The organism is Afipia dichlorophenoxyacetatis (assembly GCF_055386385.1).
Genome location: NZ_AP029250.1, coordinates 2,434,232 through 2,450,999, shown reverse-complemented (window position 1 = coordinate 2,450,999; position 16,768 = coordinate 2,434,232). Strand labels below are relative to the sequence as shown.

At 60.4% G+C, this 16,768-nt stretch carries 14 protein-coding genes; 4 read left to right on the top strand and 10 right to left on the bottom strand.

From position 1 onward, the window contains the following. The 6 genes from ACZ5C3_RS11415 to ACZ5C3_RS11390 are packed head-to-tail and all read right to left on the bottom strand — an operon-like array spanning position 1 to position 5,390. Positions 1-585 carry a flavin reductase family protein gene (locus tag ACZ5C3_RS11415; protein ID WP_464037765.1) on the bottom strand — a complete coding sequence of 195 codons (585 nt, stop codon included), beginning with the start codon at positions 583-585 and terminating at the stop codon, positions 1-3. Positions 586-606: 21 nt separating this feature from the next. Continuing rightward, on the bottom strand, positions 607-1,455 hold the full coding sequence (locus ACZ5C3_RS11410; RefSeq protein WP_464037763.1) for an ATP-binding cassette domain-containing protein: 849 nt from the start codon (positions 1,453-1,455) through the stop codon (positions 607-609). Between the two features lie 8 nt (positions 1,456-1,463). Then, a complete protein-coding gene (gene ssuC, locus ACZ5C3_RS11405; protein WP_464037762.1) occupies positions 1,464-2,279 on the bottom strand; it encodes an aliphatic sulfonate ABC transporter permease SsuC in 816 nt (271 codons plus the stop codon). After that, entirely contained in the window at positions 2,276-3,448 is a 1,173-nt protein-coding gene (gene ssuD / locus ACZ5C3_RS11400; protein ID WP_464037760.1) for an FMNH2-dependent alkanesulfonate monooxygenase, read from the bottom strand. Before ssuD ends, ssuC begins: the two co-directional genes overlap by 4 nt. Before the next feature lie 3 nt (positions 3,449-3,451). Then, positions 3,452-4,402 (bottom strand): sulfonate ABC transporter substrate-binding protein, encoded by a 951-nt coding sequence (locus ACZ5C3_RS11395; RefSeq protein ID WP_464037758.1) that lies wholly within the window; start codon positions 4,400-4,402, stop codon positions 3,452-3,454. A gap of 37 nt (positions 4,403-4,439) precedes the next feature. Further along, entirely contained in the window at positions 4,440-5,390 is a 951-nt protein-coding gene (locus ACZ5C3_RS11390; protein WP_464037756.1) for a sulfonate ABC transporter substrate-binding protein, read from the bottom strand. A 400-nt stretch (positions 5,391-5,790) separates the two neighbouring features. Here ACZ5C3_RS11390 and ACZ5C3_RS11385 point away from each other — a divergent pair, with 400 nt between their 5' ends. Next, on the top strand, positions 5,791-6,759 hold the full coding sequence (locus ACZ5C3_RS11385; RefSeq protein ID WP_464037754.1) for an aliphatic sulfonate ABC transporter substrate-binding protein: 969 nt from the start codon (positions 5,791-5,793) through the stop codon (positions 6,757-6,759). A 10-nt stretch (positions 6,760-6,769) separates the two neighbouring features. Here the strand turns inward: ACZ5C3_RS11385 and ACZ5C3_RS11380 are convergent, their stop codons facing one another. Together ACZ5C3_RS11380 and ACZ5C3_RS11375 are read right to left on the bottom strand one after the other, a co-directional pair. Beyond that, complete coding sequence (locus ACZ5C3_RS11380) at positions 6,770-9,073, bottom strand: BACON domain-containing protein (RefSeq protein ID WP_464037752.1); 2,304 nt, start codon at positions 9,071-9,073, stop codon at positions 6,770-6,772. A gap of 470 nt (positions 9,074-9,543) precedes the next feature. Continuing rightward, positions 9,544-9,792 carry a hypothetical protein gene (locus tag ACZ5C3_RS11375; protein ID WP_464037751.1) on the bottom strand — a complete coding sequence of 83 codons (249 nt, stop codon included), beginning with the start codon at positions 9,790-9,792 and terminating at the stop codon, positions 9,544-9,546. Between the two features lie 342 nt (positions 9,793-10,134). On the opposite strand from ACZ5C3_RS11375, the gene ACZ5C3_RS11370 reads away from it, so the two are divergent. Then, the gene (locus tag ACZ5C3_RS11370) at positions 10,135-11,232 is read left to right on the top strand and encodes an AI-2E family transporter (protein ID WP_464037750.1); all 1,098 of its coding nucleotides are present in this window, start codon (positions 10,135-10,137) and stop codon (positions 11,230-11,232) included. An 8-nt stretch (positions 11,233-11,240) separates the two neighbouring features. Here the strand turns inward: ACZ5C3_RS11370 and ACZ5C3_RS11365 are convergent, their stop codons facing one another. Further along, positions 11,241-13,031 carry a metallophosphoesterase family protein gene (locus ACZ5C3_RS11365; protein WP_464037749.1) on the bottom strand — a complete coding sequence of 597 codons (1,791 nt, stop codon included), beginning with the start codon at positions 13,029-13,031 and terminating at the stop codon, positions 11,241-11,243. A 385-nt stretch (positions 13,032-13,416) separates the two neighbouring features. Between ACZ5C3_RS11365 and glsA the strand changes: the two genes are divergently transcribed. Further along, the gene (gene glsA / locus ACZ5C3_RS11360) at positions 13,417-14,409 is read left to right on the top strand and encodes a glutaminase A (protein ID WP_464037748.1); all 993 of its coding nucleotides are present in this window, start codon (positions 13,417-13,419) and stop codon (positions 14,407-14,409) included. 81 nt (positions 14,410-14,490) lie between these two features. Further along, positions 14,491-16,140: an MFS transporter gene (locus ACZ5C3_RS11355; protein ID WP_464044720.1), complete on the top strand. Its 1,650-nt coding sequence runs from the start codon at positions 14,491-14,493 to the stop codon at positions 16,138-16,140. Between the two features lie 39 nt (positions 16,141-16,179). On the opposite strand, the gene ACZ5C3_RS11350 is transcribed toward ACZ5C3_RS11355, so the two are convergent. Then, a complete protein-coding gene (locus ACZ5C3_RS11350; protein WP_464037743.1) occupies positions 16,180-16,704 on the bottom strand; it encodes a hypothetical protein in 525 nt (174 codons plus the stop codon). Positions 16,705-16,768: the final 64 nt, after the last annotated feature.

The window sequence follows — 16,768 nt, the reverse complement described above, 5'->3', positions numbered from 1 at the left end:
TCATACGCCCCACAGCGCGCGGGCGGTCGGAACATCGGCTTCCGATACATCTTTGTTAGGGTCGAGCGGAATGTACTGCCCTTGCCAATACGACAGTGCGCCCTTGTCTTCCGTCGTCAGCACATCGAGCACACGCCCGATGACGAGCATATGGGAATGCCGCTCCACCACATGCTCGACCTCGCAATCGAGCGCGACGGGCGCACCAGCCAGCAGCGGAACACCCGAGACAAGCGTGGTCCACTCCGCGCCGGAAAACCTTTCCGCGCCCCTCAATCCGCCGACACCCGCGAAGCGCTTCGCGATCTCGGCATGATCGGCGCCGAGGATGTTCACGCCAAATGCACCGACCTTGCTGATACGTGGCCACGACGATGACTGACGATTGACGCTGACCACGAGCGTCGCCGGCTCCACCGCCAGCGATGTTACCGACGTCACTGTCATGCCGGTGATGTCAGCTCCCTGTCCCGCCGTGATGACGCTAACGCCACCGGCGAGATGCCGCATGGCGTTGCGAAAGCTCTCAGCCGAAACCGCAGGAACAATATCCGCCTTCTCAATATTCCGAACCATCGAATTCATCACAGCCTCACGCCCGACCACTTAGATCACTAGATCGCCGGTCTCTTTCAGCAACTCGCGAAGGATGTTTCCTTCCAGGGCGGCCAATTCCGCCGAGCCGCGCTGGCGCGGGCGCGCCAGATCGACATTTATATCGTGTGCCACGTGGCCATCTTCAATGACCAGCACCCGGTCGGCCAACGCCACGGCTTCCGAGACGTCATGGGTCACCAGAATGGCGGTGAAGCCCTGGTCGCGCCAGACCCGCTCCAGCAGCCGCTGCATCGAAATACGCGTGAGTGCGTCGAGCGCGCCGAGCGGCTCGTCGAACGCCAGCACGCGCGGATGGCTGACCAGCGCCCGCGCCAGCGCCACGCGCTGCTTCTGCCCGCCCGAGAGCACAGACGGCCACTGGCCACGTTTGTCGTCGAGACCGACTTCTTTCAATGCCTCGTCCGCGCGGATTTTCGCATCGGCTGACTTCCTGTCGCGGCCGAGCCCGACCTCGACATTCGACAGCACCCGCGCCCACGGCAAGAGCCGCGGCTCCTGAAACATCACGCGGACATGATCGCGCGCATCGCCTTCATGGTCGCCGAACTCGATGCTGCCTGCGCTCGGCTGCTCAAGGCCCGCAATCAACCTCAGTAGCGTGCTCTTGCCGCAGCCGGACTTGCCGACGATGGCGACGGATTGCCCCGCCGGAATGTGGAGATCGATGCCGCGCAGCACTTCATTGTTGCCGAACGACTTGCGAAGCCCGCGAATGGTGAGCGACAGCGCGCGCGACGGATCGCGCACGCCCCGCGCCACCCTCGCCTCGCGGATCAGATCCGCTGCAGTATCCGCGACCTCAGTGGTCACGGGAGCAAATCGAAGCGCCTGATTCATGTTCATTCTCAATGTTTCTGGAAGGCCGGATGCCAGGACAGCGTGAGCCGCTCGAGCACGCGCGCAGTGCTGTCGGCGAGTTTGCCGAGCAAGGCGTAAATCAGGATGCTGAGAACGACGACGTCGATCAGCATGAACTCGCGCGCCTGCATCGCCATGTAGCCGAGGCCGGAGGACGCCGCGATCGTCTCAGCGACGATCAGCGTCAACCACATGATGCCGAGGGCAAAGCGAAGACCCACGAAGATCGACGGCAAGGCACCGGGGAAGATCACGCGGCGAAACAGTTCGCCGTTGGTCATGCCGTAGATGCGGCCCATCTCGATGAGCTGCGGATCGACGGTTCGGATACCGTGCAGCGTGTTGATGTAGATCGGGAAGAACACACCGAGCGCGACGAGGAAGATCTTCGCGGACTCGTCGATGCCGAACCACAGGATCACCAGCGGGATCAGCGCCAGATGCGGCACGTTGCGCACCATCTGAAGTGTCGTGTCAGTCAGCTTGCTGGAGAGTTGCGACAGGCCGTTGGCGAGACCGAAGGCGAAGCCGATGCCGCCGCCGATCAGAAAGCCGACGCCCGCGCGCCAGAAGCTGACCCAGATGTTCTGCGCCAGCTCACCGGACTGCGCCAGTTTCCAACCCGCGAGCGCCACATCGCTCGGCGCCGGCAGCACGCGCGCCGGAACGTAGCCGGTCTCGCACGTGACCTGCCACACCACCAGGATCACCAGGGGCACGATCCACTGGGTCAAGCCGTCCGCGCCGGAAATTCTGAAGCGCGTTGTGCGCGTGGAGACCGGAAGAGACTCTGTTGCACTCATGAACTCGACGCCTGTTTCTGCGGACGATAGTCGTTGCCGATGGTCTCGCCGAACGGGCCGGTATTGACGCGCAGCGGCGTGACGTTGCTCGACTGGTTCAGCGTCAGCAGCGGGAACACCAGTTCGGCGAAGCGATAAGCTTCTTCGAGGTGCGGATAACCGGACATGATGAACGTATCGATGCCGACATCCTGATATTCCTTGATACGCGCTGCCACCGTCTGCGGATCACCTACCAGCGCCGTGCCTGCGCCACCGCGCACCAGACCGACACCGGCCCAGAGGTTCGGGCTGATTTCGAGCTTGTCGCGGCGTCCACCGTGAAGCTGCGCCATACGCTGCTGCCCGACGGAATCCATGCGCGAGAAGATCTTTTGCGCCTGCGCGATGGTGTCGTCGGTGACGTATTGAATGAGTTCGTCCGCCGCGCGCCACGCCTCTTCATTGGTCTCGCGCACAATGACGTGCAAACGAACGCCGAACGACAGCTTGCGGCCTTTCTTCTCGGCTGCGGCCCTCACGCGCGCGACCTTTTCGGCAACCGCGGCCGGCGGCTCGCCCCAGGTCAGATACTTATCAACCGTGTCCACCGCGACATCGATGCCGGCATCCGACGAGCCGCCGAAATAGAGCGGCGGACGCGGCGACTGGATCGGCTGGAACAGCAGACGGCCATCCTCGATGGTGATGTGCTTGCCCTTCATGTTCACGGTCTTGCCCGCGAGCAGATCGCTGTAGACGTTCAGGAACTCACGCGTGACTTCATAACGCTCGTCGTGATTGAGGAAGATGCCGTCGCCCTTGTTCTCGACGGGATCGCCCCCGGTCACCACGTTGATCAGCAGGCGTCCATTGGTGACGCGATCGAGCGTCGCGGTCATACGCGCAGCAACGGCCGGCGATTGCAGGCCCGGGCGCACGGCGACAAGGTAGCGCAACCGCTCCGTCCATGGCGCAACGCTTGAGGCGACCACCCATGAATCCTCGCAGCTGCGCCCTGTCGGCAGCAGCACGCCGTAATAGCCGAGCTGATCGGCAGCCTGCGCGATTTGCCGCAGGTAGTTGAAGTTCACCTCGCGGCCGCCCGTGGTGGTGCCGAGATAGCGGCTGTCACCGTGGGTCGGGAGAAACCAGAGAACGTTGGCGGGTGAAGAAGCATGGCTTGTCATGATTTAAGATCCTGGCTTGCGCTGAACGTCGGAAACTTTGATGGCCTTCGGCAGCAGGCCAAGTCCGTGAAAGGTGTCGGCAATGCGCTGCTGGCTGGCGATGACTTCGTCGGAGATCGGCTTGAGGCCGTAAGACTCTCGCCTCAAGGAGACCGCGAGCACCGATGCAGGGAGGCCAACGGACGGGCTGAGTTGCTCCGCAACGGCCTCGATGTTGTTCTTGGCCCATTCGTCGGCCTCGTTGAGCGCTTCGAGAACAACATCGGCGGCTTTGCTGTCGGTTGCGAGAAACGCTTTCGAGGAGAAGTAGAACTGATGGTTCGCGACGAGATCCGTTCCGTCGGCGAGAATGCGTGCGCCGGTCGAGGCTTCAGCAGCCGCTTCATAGGGATCCCAGATCACCCAGGCATCGACGGAGCCGCGCGTGAAGGCCGCAAGCGCATCGGACGGTGGGAGGAACACAGGTTGAATGTCGGTGTATTTCAGACCCGCCTTCTCAAGCGCACGCACCAGCAGATAGTGCACGTTCGAGCCTTTGTTGAGCGCGACCTTCTTGCCCTTCAGCTCCGCGATCGACGTCAGCTTGCTGTCTTTTGGAACGAGGATCGCCTCGCCCTGCGGCGCCGGCGGATCGTAGGCCAGATAGACCAATGGCGCGCTCGCAGCCTGGGCGAAGATCGGCGGCGTTTCACCCGCCACGCCGAAATCAATCGCGCCGACATTGAGTGCTTCCAGCAGCGGCGGCCCGGATGGAAATTCCGTCCATACAACCTTATAGCCGAGCGGCTTGAGCTTTTCCTCAAGGGTACCCCTGCCCTTCAGCAACACCAGCTTGCCGTATTTCTGGAAGCCGATGCGAACCGTCTTCTCCTGCGCGAAGAGGAAGCTTGAGGACAGCGCGACAGCAGCCGTAGCTGCGAGCACAGTTTTCAGCAATGAACGACGTGTGGACATGAACAATCCCCGTGATGAAAGGAAATAAATGAAGTGATCAGGTTTGCGGCGCGCGCCAGACGATGTCCCGCACCTTGATGGGGCGCGGAATGAGACCTAGCCTGGCGAAGCCATCGGCCACGCGCTGCTGGGTTTCGATCACGTCATCGGTGACCGGGCCGATCGCAAAGGTGGCGCGGTTCGCCGCCACCGTCTGGATATCAAGTGGAACGCCAGTGATCTCGTGCAGCGACTTCGCCACTTCATCGCGATGGCCTCCCGCCCACTCGGCGGCAGTGGCGAGCCCGGCGATGATATTGCTCAACTGGCCACGGCGCTTGTTGGCGAAATCGCGATTGGCAATGAAGAATGCGTTGGTCTTTCCGACTTCATGGGCGTTGATCAGAATACGCGCATTCTGCTTCTTCTCGCCGATGGCGAAATAAGGGTCCCACACCGCCCATGCATCAATGCTGCCGTTTGCGAACGCAGGTCCTGCATCCGGCGGCGTCAGATACACCGGCGTGATGTCGGCATACGTCAGACCCGCTTTCTCAAGCGTGAGAAGTACCACGTTATGCGCGCTCGATCCCTTGGTGAAGCCGACGCGCTTACCTTTGAGATCTGCGATCGTTTTGATCGAGGAATTTTGCGGGACAAGGATGCCCTGCCCGTTGCTGATCGGCGACGCCGCCGCGTAAACAATGTTGGCGTTTGCAGCCTGGGCGAAAATCGGCGGCGAGTCGCCCACCGCGCCGAAGTCCACAGCGCCGTTGCTGATCGCTTCCATCATCGGCGGGCCGGAAGTGAATTCGACCCACTTCACCTGCACGCCTTCAGAGGCAAAGCGCTTCTCGACGCTTCCCTGCTGCCGCGCGATCACCAGAACGCCGGTCTTCTGGTAACCGATCCTGACTTCACCGGTCGCCTGCGCGCGCAACATCGTCGGCGCCAGCGCGAATGCTGATGGCGCCAGCGAAGTCAGCTTAAGAAAGGTCCGGCGATCCATACTTCACTCCTGCATCATGAACACAGCACACGCCGCATTCGTGATGAGGGATGATGGTCACGCAATCATGGGCTGTCGAGTGCTCTGCGAAAATAGCGATGCCTGCACTGCCCCACGCTGATCTCGCGACGGAAACATTGTCGAAACCGCTGCTGTTGCAGAGCAATTTTACTCAGTTGATGATTGGTTAAATCGCACGGCTTTGTGAGATTTCGCTTTCGATGGATTCGACGCAGAGCTGCACAAGAAATGCGCATCGCTCAATCATTTCAAAACAAGCAGCAAACGTAGAAAACGTTTCTCGCGATCCACCTGCTATTTGGCAACTCAATCTCCGGCGCTTTTTCTAGTCTAGATCAATCGCATTACGCGGATAACTACCGCGCCGGAGACGATTCAAATGACCAATCGATTTATTAAGCCGATAGCTGCCGTCCTCGCTGCGGCTTCACTTCTCTTGTCGGCGTCAGCTTCGCTTGCGGAAGACAAGGGCCAGATCCGTATCGGCTTGCAGAAATCATCGACCCTGATCGCGGTATTGCGTGCCAATGGAGAGCTTGAGAAAGCACTGGCGCCGCTCGGCGTGAAGGTGTCTTGGCATGAATTCTCCAGCGGTCTGCCGTTGCTGGAGTCGCTCGGCGTCGGCAATCTCGACTTCGGCGCGGACGTTGCCGACACCGTCCCGATCTTTGCCCAAGCCGCGGGATCGAAGCTCGCTTATGTGGCGGAGGAAAGCCCCTCGCCCGGCGCGCAGGCTATTCTCGTTCATCCAGGCTCCCCGATCAAAACCGTCGCCGATCTGAAGGGCAAGAAGGTCGCCGTCACCAAGGGCGCTGGCAGTCATTATCTATTGCTCGCCGCGCTCGCCAAATCAGGCCTGACGTTTAAAGACATCACGCCCGCCTATCTCGCGCCCGCCGATGGCCGCGCGGCGTTCGTCAGCAACAATGTCGATGCCTGGGTGGCGTGGGACCCATTCCTTACCAGCGCGCAGCGGCAGTCGAACGCGACCATCCTCGCCGATGGCAGCAATGGGCTCGCGAGCTACAAGCGTTACTACCTTGCGTCGGAGCCTTTCGCCGAGAAGCGCAGCGACGTGCTCAACATCGTATTCGCCAAACTGCGGGAGACCGGAGACTGGGTGAAGGCGCATCCGAAGGACGCGGCGAAGCTGCTCGCCAATCTCTGGGGTATCGATGCCGAGACGGTGGAAGAAGCCAACAGCCACCGCAGCTATGGCATTGGTGCCGTGACGCCCGCAGGCCTCGCCGAGCAGCAGAAGATTGCGGACGCTTTTGTTGACGAAAAGCTGATCCCAAAGAAAATCGACACCGCTGCAGTCAAGATCTGGACGCCGAATGCGCCGTGACGCTGTGTTTTTAGTCAAAGCTTCCGCTGGTTGGGCGGCGGCTGATTATGAGTTTCGCCCCGATCAGAACGGTGTTTCCTCCCGCGGCTTCAAATTGCAGCCTTGACTGATATTCACCTGGCGCCCAGTTACTCGCGCTTGCTGACATTGTAACAGTGACGCTGCTGCTCGAATTTGGTGGGATGGTACCGGACTTAGAGCTTATGTCGAGCCAGTCAGGATAGCTGACCAGTTTCCAAGACACGCCGGCTTCATTAGACGCCATTGGCAACAAAACAGGCTTCGAAAGAAATCCCCCTTCCTGAATCCGGAAAGTCAACATGGGCCGCGATGTGACAGTCAGATCTGGCGTGCCCTTCGGCGTTGGCGCGTCTGGATTGACGGTGAGCTTGACCTTCCGGATCACCTCATTGCCGCCGACCGCCATCAAGCGGATCTCGGACGGATATTCGCCGGGCTGCAAAGCCGATGCAGCTGGCGCGATATTAAAACGCAGATTGACGTAAGAATTGGCATTGATCGTTCCGGATTCCGCTTCCACGGACAACCAGTCGGGCTTTCCAGTCAGCCTCCAATTGACCGTCGTCTCGTTCGCAATGAGCGGAATCGTCAACGTTTGCGGCTCGATCGTCCCGCGATATAGCCCCTCAAAGGTCAGCAGATCCGATGCCTGGACCGAAAGGTTCGGCGTTGGCCCCGATGCCGGCGCGCGGATGATGAGTTTAATTTTCTGGACGGCCTGTTCGCCGGTGCTCGCCGCGAGGCGAAGTTCTGTCTCATATTCACGCGGCGCCAGCCCCGCTGCGAAATCGGTGATACGCGCGGTTAAAGCCTCCTGAAGATGGGGGTAAAGTGTGCCGGAGGTCTTATCGACGGCAAGCCAGATAGGCGTGCTCGCGACAGTCCAACGGACGATGTCATCGTTCGAAAGCACCAGAATGTTTGCGGACTGCGGCTCGACCTTGCCGCCCTGCACACCCTCGAACACCAGCATCGGCGGCCCCGAGATGGACAGCTTCGGTCCGGGCACACGAACAATGAGTTTGGTCTTTATAATGACGTCGCTTCCGCCGGCCACAGCCAAACGAAGTTCAGATGGATATTCGCCGGGCTGGAAGGTCGATGCCGCAGCCGTGGCATTGACACGCAAGTTTACGTAAGAATTGGCATTGATCGTTCCGGATGTCGTGTCTACGGACAACCAGTCCGGCTGACCAGTCAGCCTCCAGTTGACCGCGGTTTCATTCGCGCTGAGCGGAATCGTCAGCGTTTGCGGCTCGATCGTCCCGAGATGTGGACCCTGAAAGATCAGCACATCGGACACCTGCGCGGAAAGCTTCGGCACCGGCGCCGGTGCGCGAATGACGAGTTTGATCTTCTGGACATACTCGCCGCCGCCCTTCGCAATCACACGAATGTCCGAAAGATACTCGCCCGGCGATTTGTTCAACGCGTCGCGAGCCGGCCTGAACGTGAGAAGCAACGCCTTGTCCCCATCGAGCACGCCTTCGCGTGAATTGGCCGACAACCAATCGGGCAACTCTATCCGCCACTCGACCCGCGTGACGTTCGTGTTGAAGGCGATGGAAATTTGCTCCGGATCGATGCGCCCTCCCTTCACACCTTCGAAGACAGGAACCTTGGTCGTCATCGGTGCAATTTGCGGGACTATTGCCTGGGTGACTTGAGGAGCGACGGGCGCGCGATCGGACTGATAGATGGAGGGCAAGATGAGCGCGCACAGAGCCAATATGACAACCAAACAGGCTGCTATCAGTTTGAGGATGCGTTGATCTCGTGAACGACGCGCGTCAGATGGTGCCGGACCTTCGCCCCCTTCAGTGTCATCATGACGAGGCGTGGTCGATTTGACCGCTCGCTCCGGCGCGACAGTGCGAATGGGATCTATACGACGCGTTCCGACCGCATCCTGCTTGTCTGGAGCAGAAACAGAAATCGGCTGCACCGGGATAGGCGCTCGAATTCGCGCGAGTGACGTACGTGGAGCTGGCGTGACGAAAGGCCAGTGGACTATGCCAACGACGCCGACGTCCTTGATGGAAATCTCGATCGGGACAAGTTCGCTGATCTCATCGACAACCGATGGGCCCACGCGAAACACGGTGGCTGGGCCGGAATTATCGATATCGTCTGCACTGAGCCAAACGGCTTCCGGCTGCCAGCCTGAGAGGCCGAGATGACGTGGCTCGACGTCCAGTCGGCGCACCGCGAAAAAGACAGGAGCTTCGATCTTCCGGCCAAGATCGATCAGCGCAAAGCCGCCCTGCTTGCTTTCGTCCTCTCTAACAGTCACGCCCACTAGACGATCGCCCCACCAAATGATCGGCTACAAATTCAGTTTGCTCGGCAGCGCATATCTGCCGCAGTTGAAAGGGATTCGCATAACCCATTTGGGTCAATCCCGCCAGCCGCTCAGGCGATATCACCTGAATTGTCGTGGTCATCGCGGCGGTGTGACAGCTTCGCGAATGGTGGCTGGTTGGCCGGCTGTCGCATGACCCAAATGGGCCATCCCGCAAAAATCACGTCTTCGGAACGAGGGCTGAAAAATCCCCACCCTGCCGGCTGGTCCTGATCTTCGGGACAATGGACTTTAGCTCGTTGTGCGGAGTCTGCTTCGAGAGCTGCCGCTCTTTGGGATGCAGCCAAGCGGCAAAGCCCGGATGATACCCGAGCTCATTCAAGCCACGCCCCAAAATAGAGGCGCACTCACGTGACCGCAGACGAGCCTATTGCACGTCTGCCTTGGTCGTTAGCCAGACGCTATTCGATGTCACTGTGGTGCAGTGGCGTTCTCGACGCATGGCCAGGTGAACTGACCTGTGCGCCTTCGTTGCGTCGCATGATCTTCAGAACCATGAGGATCAGACCCGCCGCGAGAACCAGCGTCCCGAACACTATAAGACCTGTTGAGTCCGTACTGACGCCAATGGCGATCAACACCAGGCCGAGGATAACCAAGAAAAGACCGCCAAGCTTTTTGCCGAGAAGAGACGGATCACCTGTCGCCATAGCAATCACTCCTTTTCACGTCACGCGAACGGACTGTCCGGATTTCACTCCTGTTTAAAGTTCTTGCATTCAAGCGCCGGCAGCCAAGCCCGCTGTCCTTTTGACTGTCAGGTTATCCCCTCAGTGCGACATCCGCAAAGAGTTCATTCGTTGCCGAACGTCATAAAGCCGGACCCCCGCTCACGATCACGCGACCACCGGTATTTTAGTCAATAAATTGAGGAAGCTCTCATGCCGCATCGCGAGGTGACGTCTCGCGAGAAGACATCGCCTCGACATTTGCCGTACCTGAGCTACGATTATCGGAGTCTTGATGAGCAGTAACAACGCGCGAGGTCGGGCGTGGATGATTTGAAGGTCGGCGCTGAGAACATTCGCGAAGCCTCCCCCCATCTCGATCGCGGTGACACAATCGGTACGCGATGGCGGCTGAACGGGCTGCAAACAGGCATCGCTTTGCTGGCGGCCGCTGCCGGCCTGTTCCTTGTTTGGCAGATGTCGTCGAGCCTGCTGCTCATCTTCGCGGGCGTTCTGTTCGCGGCTTTTCTCGATGCCTGCGCGCGGGCGCTGAAACCTGTCGTCCCTGCCGGACATTCATGGCGGCTCACGCTGATCGTTCTCATCCTAACCGGCCTGCTTGGCCTGGGCCTGGTCTGGGGCGCAGGCAAACTTCCTGAGCAAACCCGGCTTCTCTATCAGGTCATCAACTCGCAGCTCGACGTTCTGCAACAACGCCTTCAGTCGGTCGGCGTCGATCTGTTCGGGCCGGACGGCGGCCGCGATTTCTCGCAATGGCTCCCGGCCCCCGGCAAACTGTTCGGTCACGCGCAGACCGCGGTTGGAACCGCATCCGGCTTCCTCGCCAACGCGCTTATCATCCTGTTTCTCGGCGTGCTGTTCGCTTTCAACCCCGGCATGTATCGCGACGGCCTCGTCACCTTCGTCAAGATCCCTTATCGCGCCCGTGTCCGGCAGGTGATGGACGAGATGGGCGGCGTACTGCGCTACTGGTTCGTTGGCCAGGTGTTCCGCATTGTGCTGATGACGCTCTGCGTCTGGCTGATGCTTTATTGTCTCGGTGTGCCCGGCGCGTTTCTGCTCGGCCTGCAGGCGGGAATATCCAACTTCGTCCCCTACCTCGGGCCCATCGTTGCAGCTTTCCCGATCGGACTGGTCGCCATGCCGCTCGGCCCGTCGAAGCTGATGTGGGCCGTCGGGCTTTATACGATCATCCAGTCCATCGAAGGCTACATCATCGGTCCGCTCATTCAGCGCCACGCCGTCGAAGTGCCGCCCGCCTGGACATTGGTTGCCATCGTGCTGTTCGGCTCACTGTTCGGCGTCATGGGCATCGCGCTTGCCATGCCGTTGCTGGCCATCGGCCGTATTGCGGTGCTGCGGCTCTATGTCGAAGATTGTCTCGGCGACAAACCGAGCTGAAAAACCCGTCAAGCATCTGCCTTCGCAACACCGGCGATCTCTACCTTTTCAGGCGCAAGCAGACACAACCTGCCATCGGACCCGCTCGCCAACGTATGGATGTGAAAATGCGTGGTCTGCGCATCTGTCGCATTCATCACCGGTGAAGGCGCAGAGATGATTTTCATCTCGCCACAAGTGCCGATCCAGTCGATATGACGATGGCCATGCATGATAACGATGCGGCTCGCGAACGGCTTCAGTTTTCGGACGAACCAGCTTCCATTCACCAGCGCCGTCCCCACCCGCTCCGAGAACTTCACGCCCGGCATCGGGTATTCCATCAGGTGATGATGCAGCGCGACGATCCACCGGGCCCTGGGATACCCGTTCATCACCGCGACCAGACGGTGCGCCTGCTCTACCGACACCAGACCAAGCGCGTTCGTGAACGAGAAATGCGTCTGCGCATTCGAATTGAGAATGACCATTCCCAGTCCATCCTCGCTGTCAGGCGGCAGCAGCATTGGAAACTGCTCGTCGAACACGTCCCTCAGCTTTGCGGCGCGCCAAAAGCCGCCATCCTTCGCAAACGTCGCGATGTCATCACCAAGTGCATTCAGCTTTTGAGCGAGCGTCCGCGCCGCGTGCGCCGGCCCATCCTCGAGAACCCGCACGCGCGCGCCCTGCACGGCCGCCATGGCTGACAGCGTCCGCATCTGGCGAAAACGTTTACCCGGACTGAACGACAGATCGAGCCGCGCCGGATTGGCCCGATCGACGATATTCACGTCGTGATTGCCCGGCAGCAGGATCATCCGCGCGACAAGGTCTGGATGCTTCGCCACGACATCGAAGAACTCGGCCCACTCCGTTGAGAGCCCGGCATCGGTCATGTCGCCGGAGACGAGCACGACATCCAACGGATCGCTGGCATGAATGGCCGCAAGACGCGCGAGCAGCCGCTCCAGCCGATGGTTGCCCTGCGGGCCGCCGCGTCCGCTCTCCATGCGGAAGCCATAGCGCTCACCGACCACGTGAATATCCGACAGATGCGCCACGCGCCAGGTCCGGCTTGTCGGGGACGCGGTATCGAATTCCGTAAAATCGAGCGGCTGATCCATGCTCGCATCCGCAAAGCCCCACACCAGTGCCGCGGCAGCAAGATAAAGCGATGTCAGAGCAACCGCGTTGGCAATGGTCGGAAGGATCAGACGGTACGGGGCCATGAGATCGCCGACGCTGCCGAGCCAGCGCGTGCTTGGCCAGACCGCGAGAGCGACGAGCACTGCGGCGATGCAGACTACCGTCCCTGCGGCGGCAGAACTCGCCGCGCGGAGCCGCGCACGTTGCGTCGCCGAGTGTCTTGCACCGAACCAGCGCTCCATCAGATGCCGGATCGCTTCGCGGCAAAACACATAGCCGGGTTGGACCGCCAGCGCGTTCAGCGACCAGAAGTTGGCTTCTGCCATCCGAAACAGCGGCCGCCATGCAAACCAGCCCAGCGCAAGCACGAAGACCATGATGAACGCGGCACCGATCCCGGTGAGATACCGCACCTGCGCGGTCGCCGTGGCAGCCCAACCGGTCGCCACCAGAGGTGCAAGGCCAAGCAAGATCGCAGGCAATGCCAGCGACACTGTCCAGGCCAGCAGCAGCTTCGGCAAACTGATTTCGACGAGCAGACTGCCTGCGATCGCAAACAGCGAGCGCTGCTTGGTCGCAGATCGATCGTCTTCAGCATCGCCTTGGCGTGGATCGACCAGCACGGCCTTACGCACCTGTGCCTCCTTGGCCGCAGCCATGTCGGATTGCATCATCGGATGGCTCCCACATTCTGCAACGGCGGCAGGCCTCTGATCGCAAAAGAAAAACGTCGATAGGGAAAGATGTAACTCAAGTTGTCTGCGAATGTCATGGCGCGGTCATGCGTCATCTTAACGTTGGTCGGGTGGATTGGAAACTCTTTGCGGCGCGCGGAATGTTTGCTGCAGCCGCACCAATGAAGCATCTCGCCGCGCACCCGATCACGAAGCCTTGCGATTCCGCCTCTCGGAACACGACGCAATTGACTCCCTGCATTCACGAGGCTCTACTCGATGAAATGATATGAGAGACGTGCCTATCCCTTCGCTTAAGCGAACTGCTGTGTTGCCGAAGTCCTAAGACGATCCACAAGACGATCGTCAGCTTGAGGGGGGTCCAATGGACTTGCCGCCGGTCGCAGACGAAAGGCCTTTCGTTTCAACGGGACATCTTCCCGCGCATGAGCACGTGCAACGGCTCGTTGACGATGCACACAAACTCTTCAAATCAAACCAGGACGGCGAAAACTCGCAAGTCTACCCCGCGCTCGCACGCGTGCCCAAGGACCTGTTCGGCGTCTGCATCGTCAACACCAATGGGCGCGTCTATGGCGCAGGCGACATCGACCACGAATTCTCCATCATGAGCGTGTCGAAGCCGTTCGTGTTCGCGCTGATCTGCGAAACCATCGGTCCTGAGGAGGCGCGCGCAAAACTCGGCGCCAACGCCACCGGCTTTCCATTCAATTCCCTCACCGCCATCGAACGCGGCGATGGCCGCACTAATCCGATGGTGAATGCGGGCGCCATTGCGACCACGAGCCTCGCCCCTGGAAAGACCGCCGAAGAGCGTTGGGATTTTCTCTATGACGGACTGTCGCGCTTTGCCGGCCGGAGGCTGCCGCTGAATAAAGAAGTTTATGCGTCCGCCTCGGACACCAACTTCCGCAATCGCAGCATCGCGCGCCTCCTGGAAAGCTACGATCGTATTTACTGCGATGCCAAGGAAGCCACCGATCTCTACACCCGGCAATGCTCGTTGAACGTGAGCGCACGCGATCTGGCAGTGATGGGCGCAACGCTGGCAGACGGCGGCGTCAATCCCGTGACGCGAGAGCGGGTCGTCGATGCCGGCGTGTGCCACTATGCGCTTGCCGTGATGATCACTGCAGGACTGTACGAGACATCCGGCGATTGGCTCTACGACATCGGGCTGCCCGGCAAGAGCGGCATTGGCGGCGGCATCGTCGCTGTCTCTCCCGGCAAGGGAGGTTTCGGCACATTCGCGCCGCCGCTCGATGCGGCAGGCAACAGCGTGAAGGGTCAACTCGCGGCAAAATTCCTGTCTCAGCGTTTGGGAATGGATCTGTTCGTCTCGCGACCTGAAGAGTGAGCGAACAACGAACGTCAGCCCTGCCGCTGCCTCGACTATTCGAAGACACGCATCAAAGAACTCGGCCAATCGGAGGACATGATGACAACGATGACAGCCGGCGCCTATCACGAGGAAACGCGGACATCGTGGCTGCCGATGGTCGCCATCGCGCTCGGCCAGATGATCATGTCCTTCAACGTCGCGTCGCTGCCGGTGGCGATGGGCGGCATGGTGAAGAGCTTCGGCGTTCCGCCGACCACCGTTGCCACGGGCATCGTGGCCTACTCCATGCTGGTGGCCGGTTTTGTTATGCTCGGCGCCAAGCTCGCGCAGCGATTTGGCGCGTTGAAGGTCTTCCGCGCCGCCGTCATCCTGTTCTGCGTCTCGCAGATCATCATGACCTTCAGCCCGTCAGCCTCCACTATGATCTCAGCGCAGGCGCTTTGCGGCGCTGCCGGTGCGGTGATCGTGCCATCGCTGGTGGCGCTCATTGCCGAAAACTACACTGGCAAGCAGCAAGCGACTGCTGTCGGCGCACTCGGCTCCGCGCGTGCCGCAGCCGGTGTAATGGCGTTCGTGATCGGCGGCGTGCTCGGCACCTATATCGGCTGGCGGCCCGCATTCGGTGTCCTCATCGCCGCCTCTGCTCTCGCTTTCGTCCTGAGCTTCCGTCTGAAGCCCGACCATGGGCGGCCGGACGTGAAGATCGATTTTATCGGCGTCATTCTGGCGGCCGCTGCCATCATTATGATGGTGTTCGGCTTCAACAACCTCAACGGATGGGGCGTTATGGTGGCGACGGCCAACGCACCGTTCAATGTGCTTGGCCTTTCACCAGCCCCCATACTGATCGTGATCGGCGCTGTGCTGGGCCAGGCGTTTCTGGCCTGGACCCATCGCGCCCAGGCCGCAGGCCGCACACCCCTGCTCGCCCTTGAAGTGATCGATTCGCCCGAGGAGCGCCACGCGGTCTATGCGCTGTTTGCCGTGGTCGCGCTGGAGGCAGCACTGAATTTCTCGATCCCGCTCTATATCCAGATCGTGCAAGGCCGATCGCCGCTCGCCACTGCCATTGCCATGATGCCTTTCAACCTGACGGTGTTCTTCGCGGCGATGCTGATCGTCAACCTCTACGACAAATTGACGCCACGCCGCATCGCGCAATTCGGCTTCGCACTGTGCACCATCGGGCTGGTGTGGCTCGCCTTCGTGGTGCGCAATGACTGGAGCGAAGTCCCGGTTCTGTTCGGCCTCGTCCTGTTCGGCATCGGCCAAGGCTCACTGGTGACGTTGTTATTCAACGTGCTGGTGACATCCTCGCCCAAGGAATTGGCGGGCGATGTCGGCTCGCTGCGCGGCACCACGCAAAATCTCGCCGCCGCTGTCGGCACGGCGCTGGCGGGCGCACTGCTCGTCGGCCTTCTCAGCACCATCGCGCTCAGCCGGATCACGTCCAATCCGATCCTGACAAAAGACCTTCAAAGCCAGGTCAATCTCGATAACATTACCTTCATCAGCAACGACCGCCTGCGCACGACCCTTGAAGGCACCACCGCCACACCGCAGCAGGTGGACGAAGCGGTGCAGATCAACACCGAAGCGCGGCTGCGCGCGCTGAAGATCGGCCTCCTGATCATGGCGGGACTGGCGATGCTCGCGATCTTTCCGGCCAGCCGACTGCCGAATTATCGGCCGGGCGAAATCCCCGCCGACGAGGACGTCGCTGGATCTGCACAACGGCGCAACTGACCGAGACGCAACTTACCGGAACGCAAGATCCGGTCAGCATCAGCCTCTGGAATCGCGCGTGGCCTGCGTGACTTTCGTCGCTTGCGAGATGCTGCCAATCCGTTTTCCCGAAACTCTCGTCATACGGCGGCGGCTGGGGCGCGGATTCATTCCCTCATTCGCCGTATCGCCTGCCGCCGGGCGAATTGAGAAATTAGCAGCGCGCCGCATCGCTAGCGCCCGATGCGCAGCATCAATATTGGCCGCACGCGCTTCCAGATAGCGGGTGCGCTTGATTTCCTTGTTCAGGCGCCTGAGGGCGTGTGCAAAGACCTGCTGGCGCTTCATCGGCTGCTCGGTCGTTCCCGGAAAGCTACTGCCGCGCGGCTCAGCCTTGCCTCGCCGCTCGCGTTGCTTCTGTCTCGCCAGAGTCCGCTCCTTGTCGCGCATCTGTTTGAGGCGACCGCGGAGTTTCTCCAGTTCCGGAAGATTGAGATCGTAGATTTCGGGATGATGTGACGTCCGGATCACATCATACTCCTCGTGACTCACCAAACTACGCTCGCCTTTGCAGGATATAGCCATGCGCGTCTCCTCGTTGAGCGAGCAGCCGGCGAGACGTGCCAAATTCGCGCCGGACGTTGCTCAG

Coding starts and splice junctions, on each gene's coding strand:
- ACZ5C3_RS11350 (WP_464037743.1), bottom strand. CDS start 16,704: ATGGCTATATCCTGCAAAGGCGAGCGTAGTTTGGTGAGTCACGAGGAG.
- ssuC (WP_464037762.1), bottom strand. CDS start 2,279: ATGAGTGCAACAGAGTCTCTTCCGGTCTCCACGCGCACAACGCGCTTC.
- ACZ5C3_RS11410 (WP_464037763.1), bottom strand. CDS start 1,455: ATGAATCAGGCGCTTCGATTTGCTCCCGTGACCACTGAGGTCGCGGAT.
- ACZ5C3_RS11385 (WP_464037754.1), top strand. CDS start 5,791: ATGACCAATCGATTTATTAAGCCGATAGCTGCCGTCCTCGCTGCGGCT.
- ACZ5C3_RS11415 (WP_464037765.1), bottom strand. CDS start 585: ATGAATTCGATGGTTCGGAATATTGAGAAGGCGGATATTGTTCCTGCG.
- ACZ5C3_RS11375 (WP_464037751.1), bottom strand. CDS start 9,792: ATGGCGACAGGTGATCCGTCTCTTCTCGGCAAAAAGCTTGGCGGTCTT.
- ACZ5C3_RS11395 (WP_464037758.1), bottom strand. CDS start 4,402: ATGTCCACACGTCGTTCATTGCTGAAAACTGTGCTCGCAGCTACGGCT.
- ACZ5C3_RS11390 (WP_464037756.1), bottom strand. CDS start 5,390: ATGGATCGCCGGACCTTTCTTAAGCTGACTTCGCTGGCGCCATCAGCA.
- ssuD (WP_464037760.1), bottom strand. CDS start 3,448: ATGACAAGCCATGCTTCTTCACCCGCCAACGTTCTCTGGTTTCTCCCG.
- ACZ5C3_RS11365 (WP_464037749.1), bottom strand. CDS start 13,031: ATGATGCAATCCGACATGGCTGCGGCCAAGGAGGCACAGGTGCGTAAG.
- glsA (WP_464037748.1), top strand. CDS start 13,417: ATGGACTTGCCGCCGGTCGCAGACGAAAGGCCTTTCGTTTCAACGGGA.
- ACZ5C3_RS11355 (WP_464044720.1), top strand. CDS start 14,491: ATGACAACGATGACAGCCGGCGCCTATCACGAGGAAACGCGGACATCG.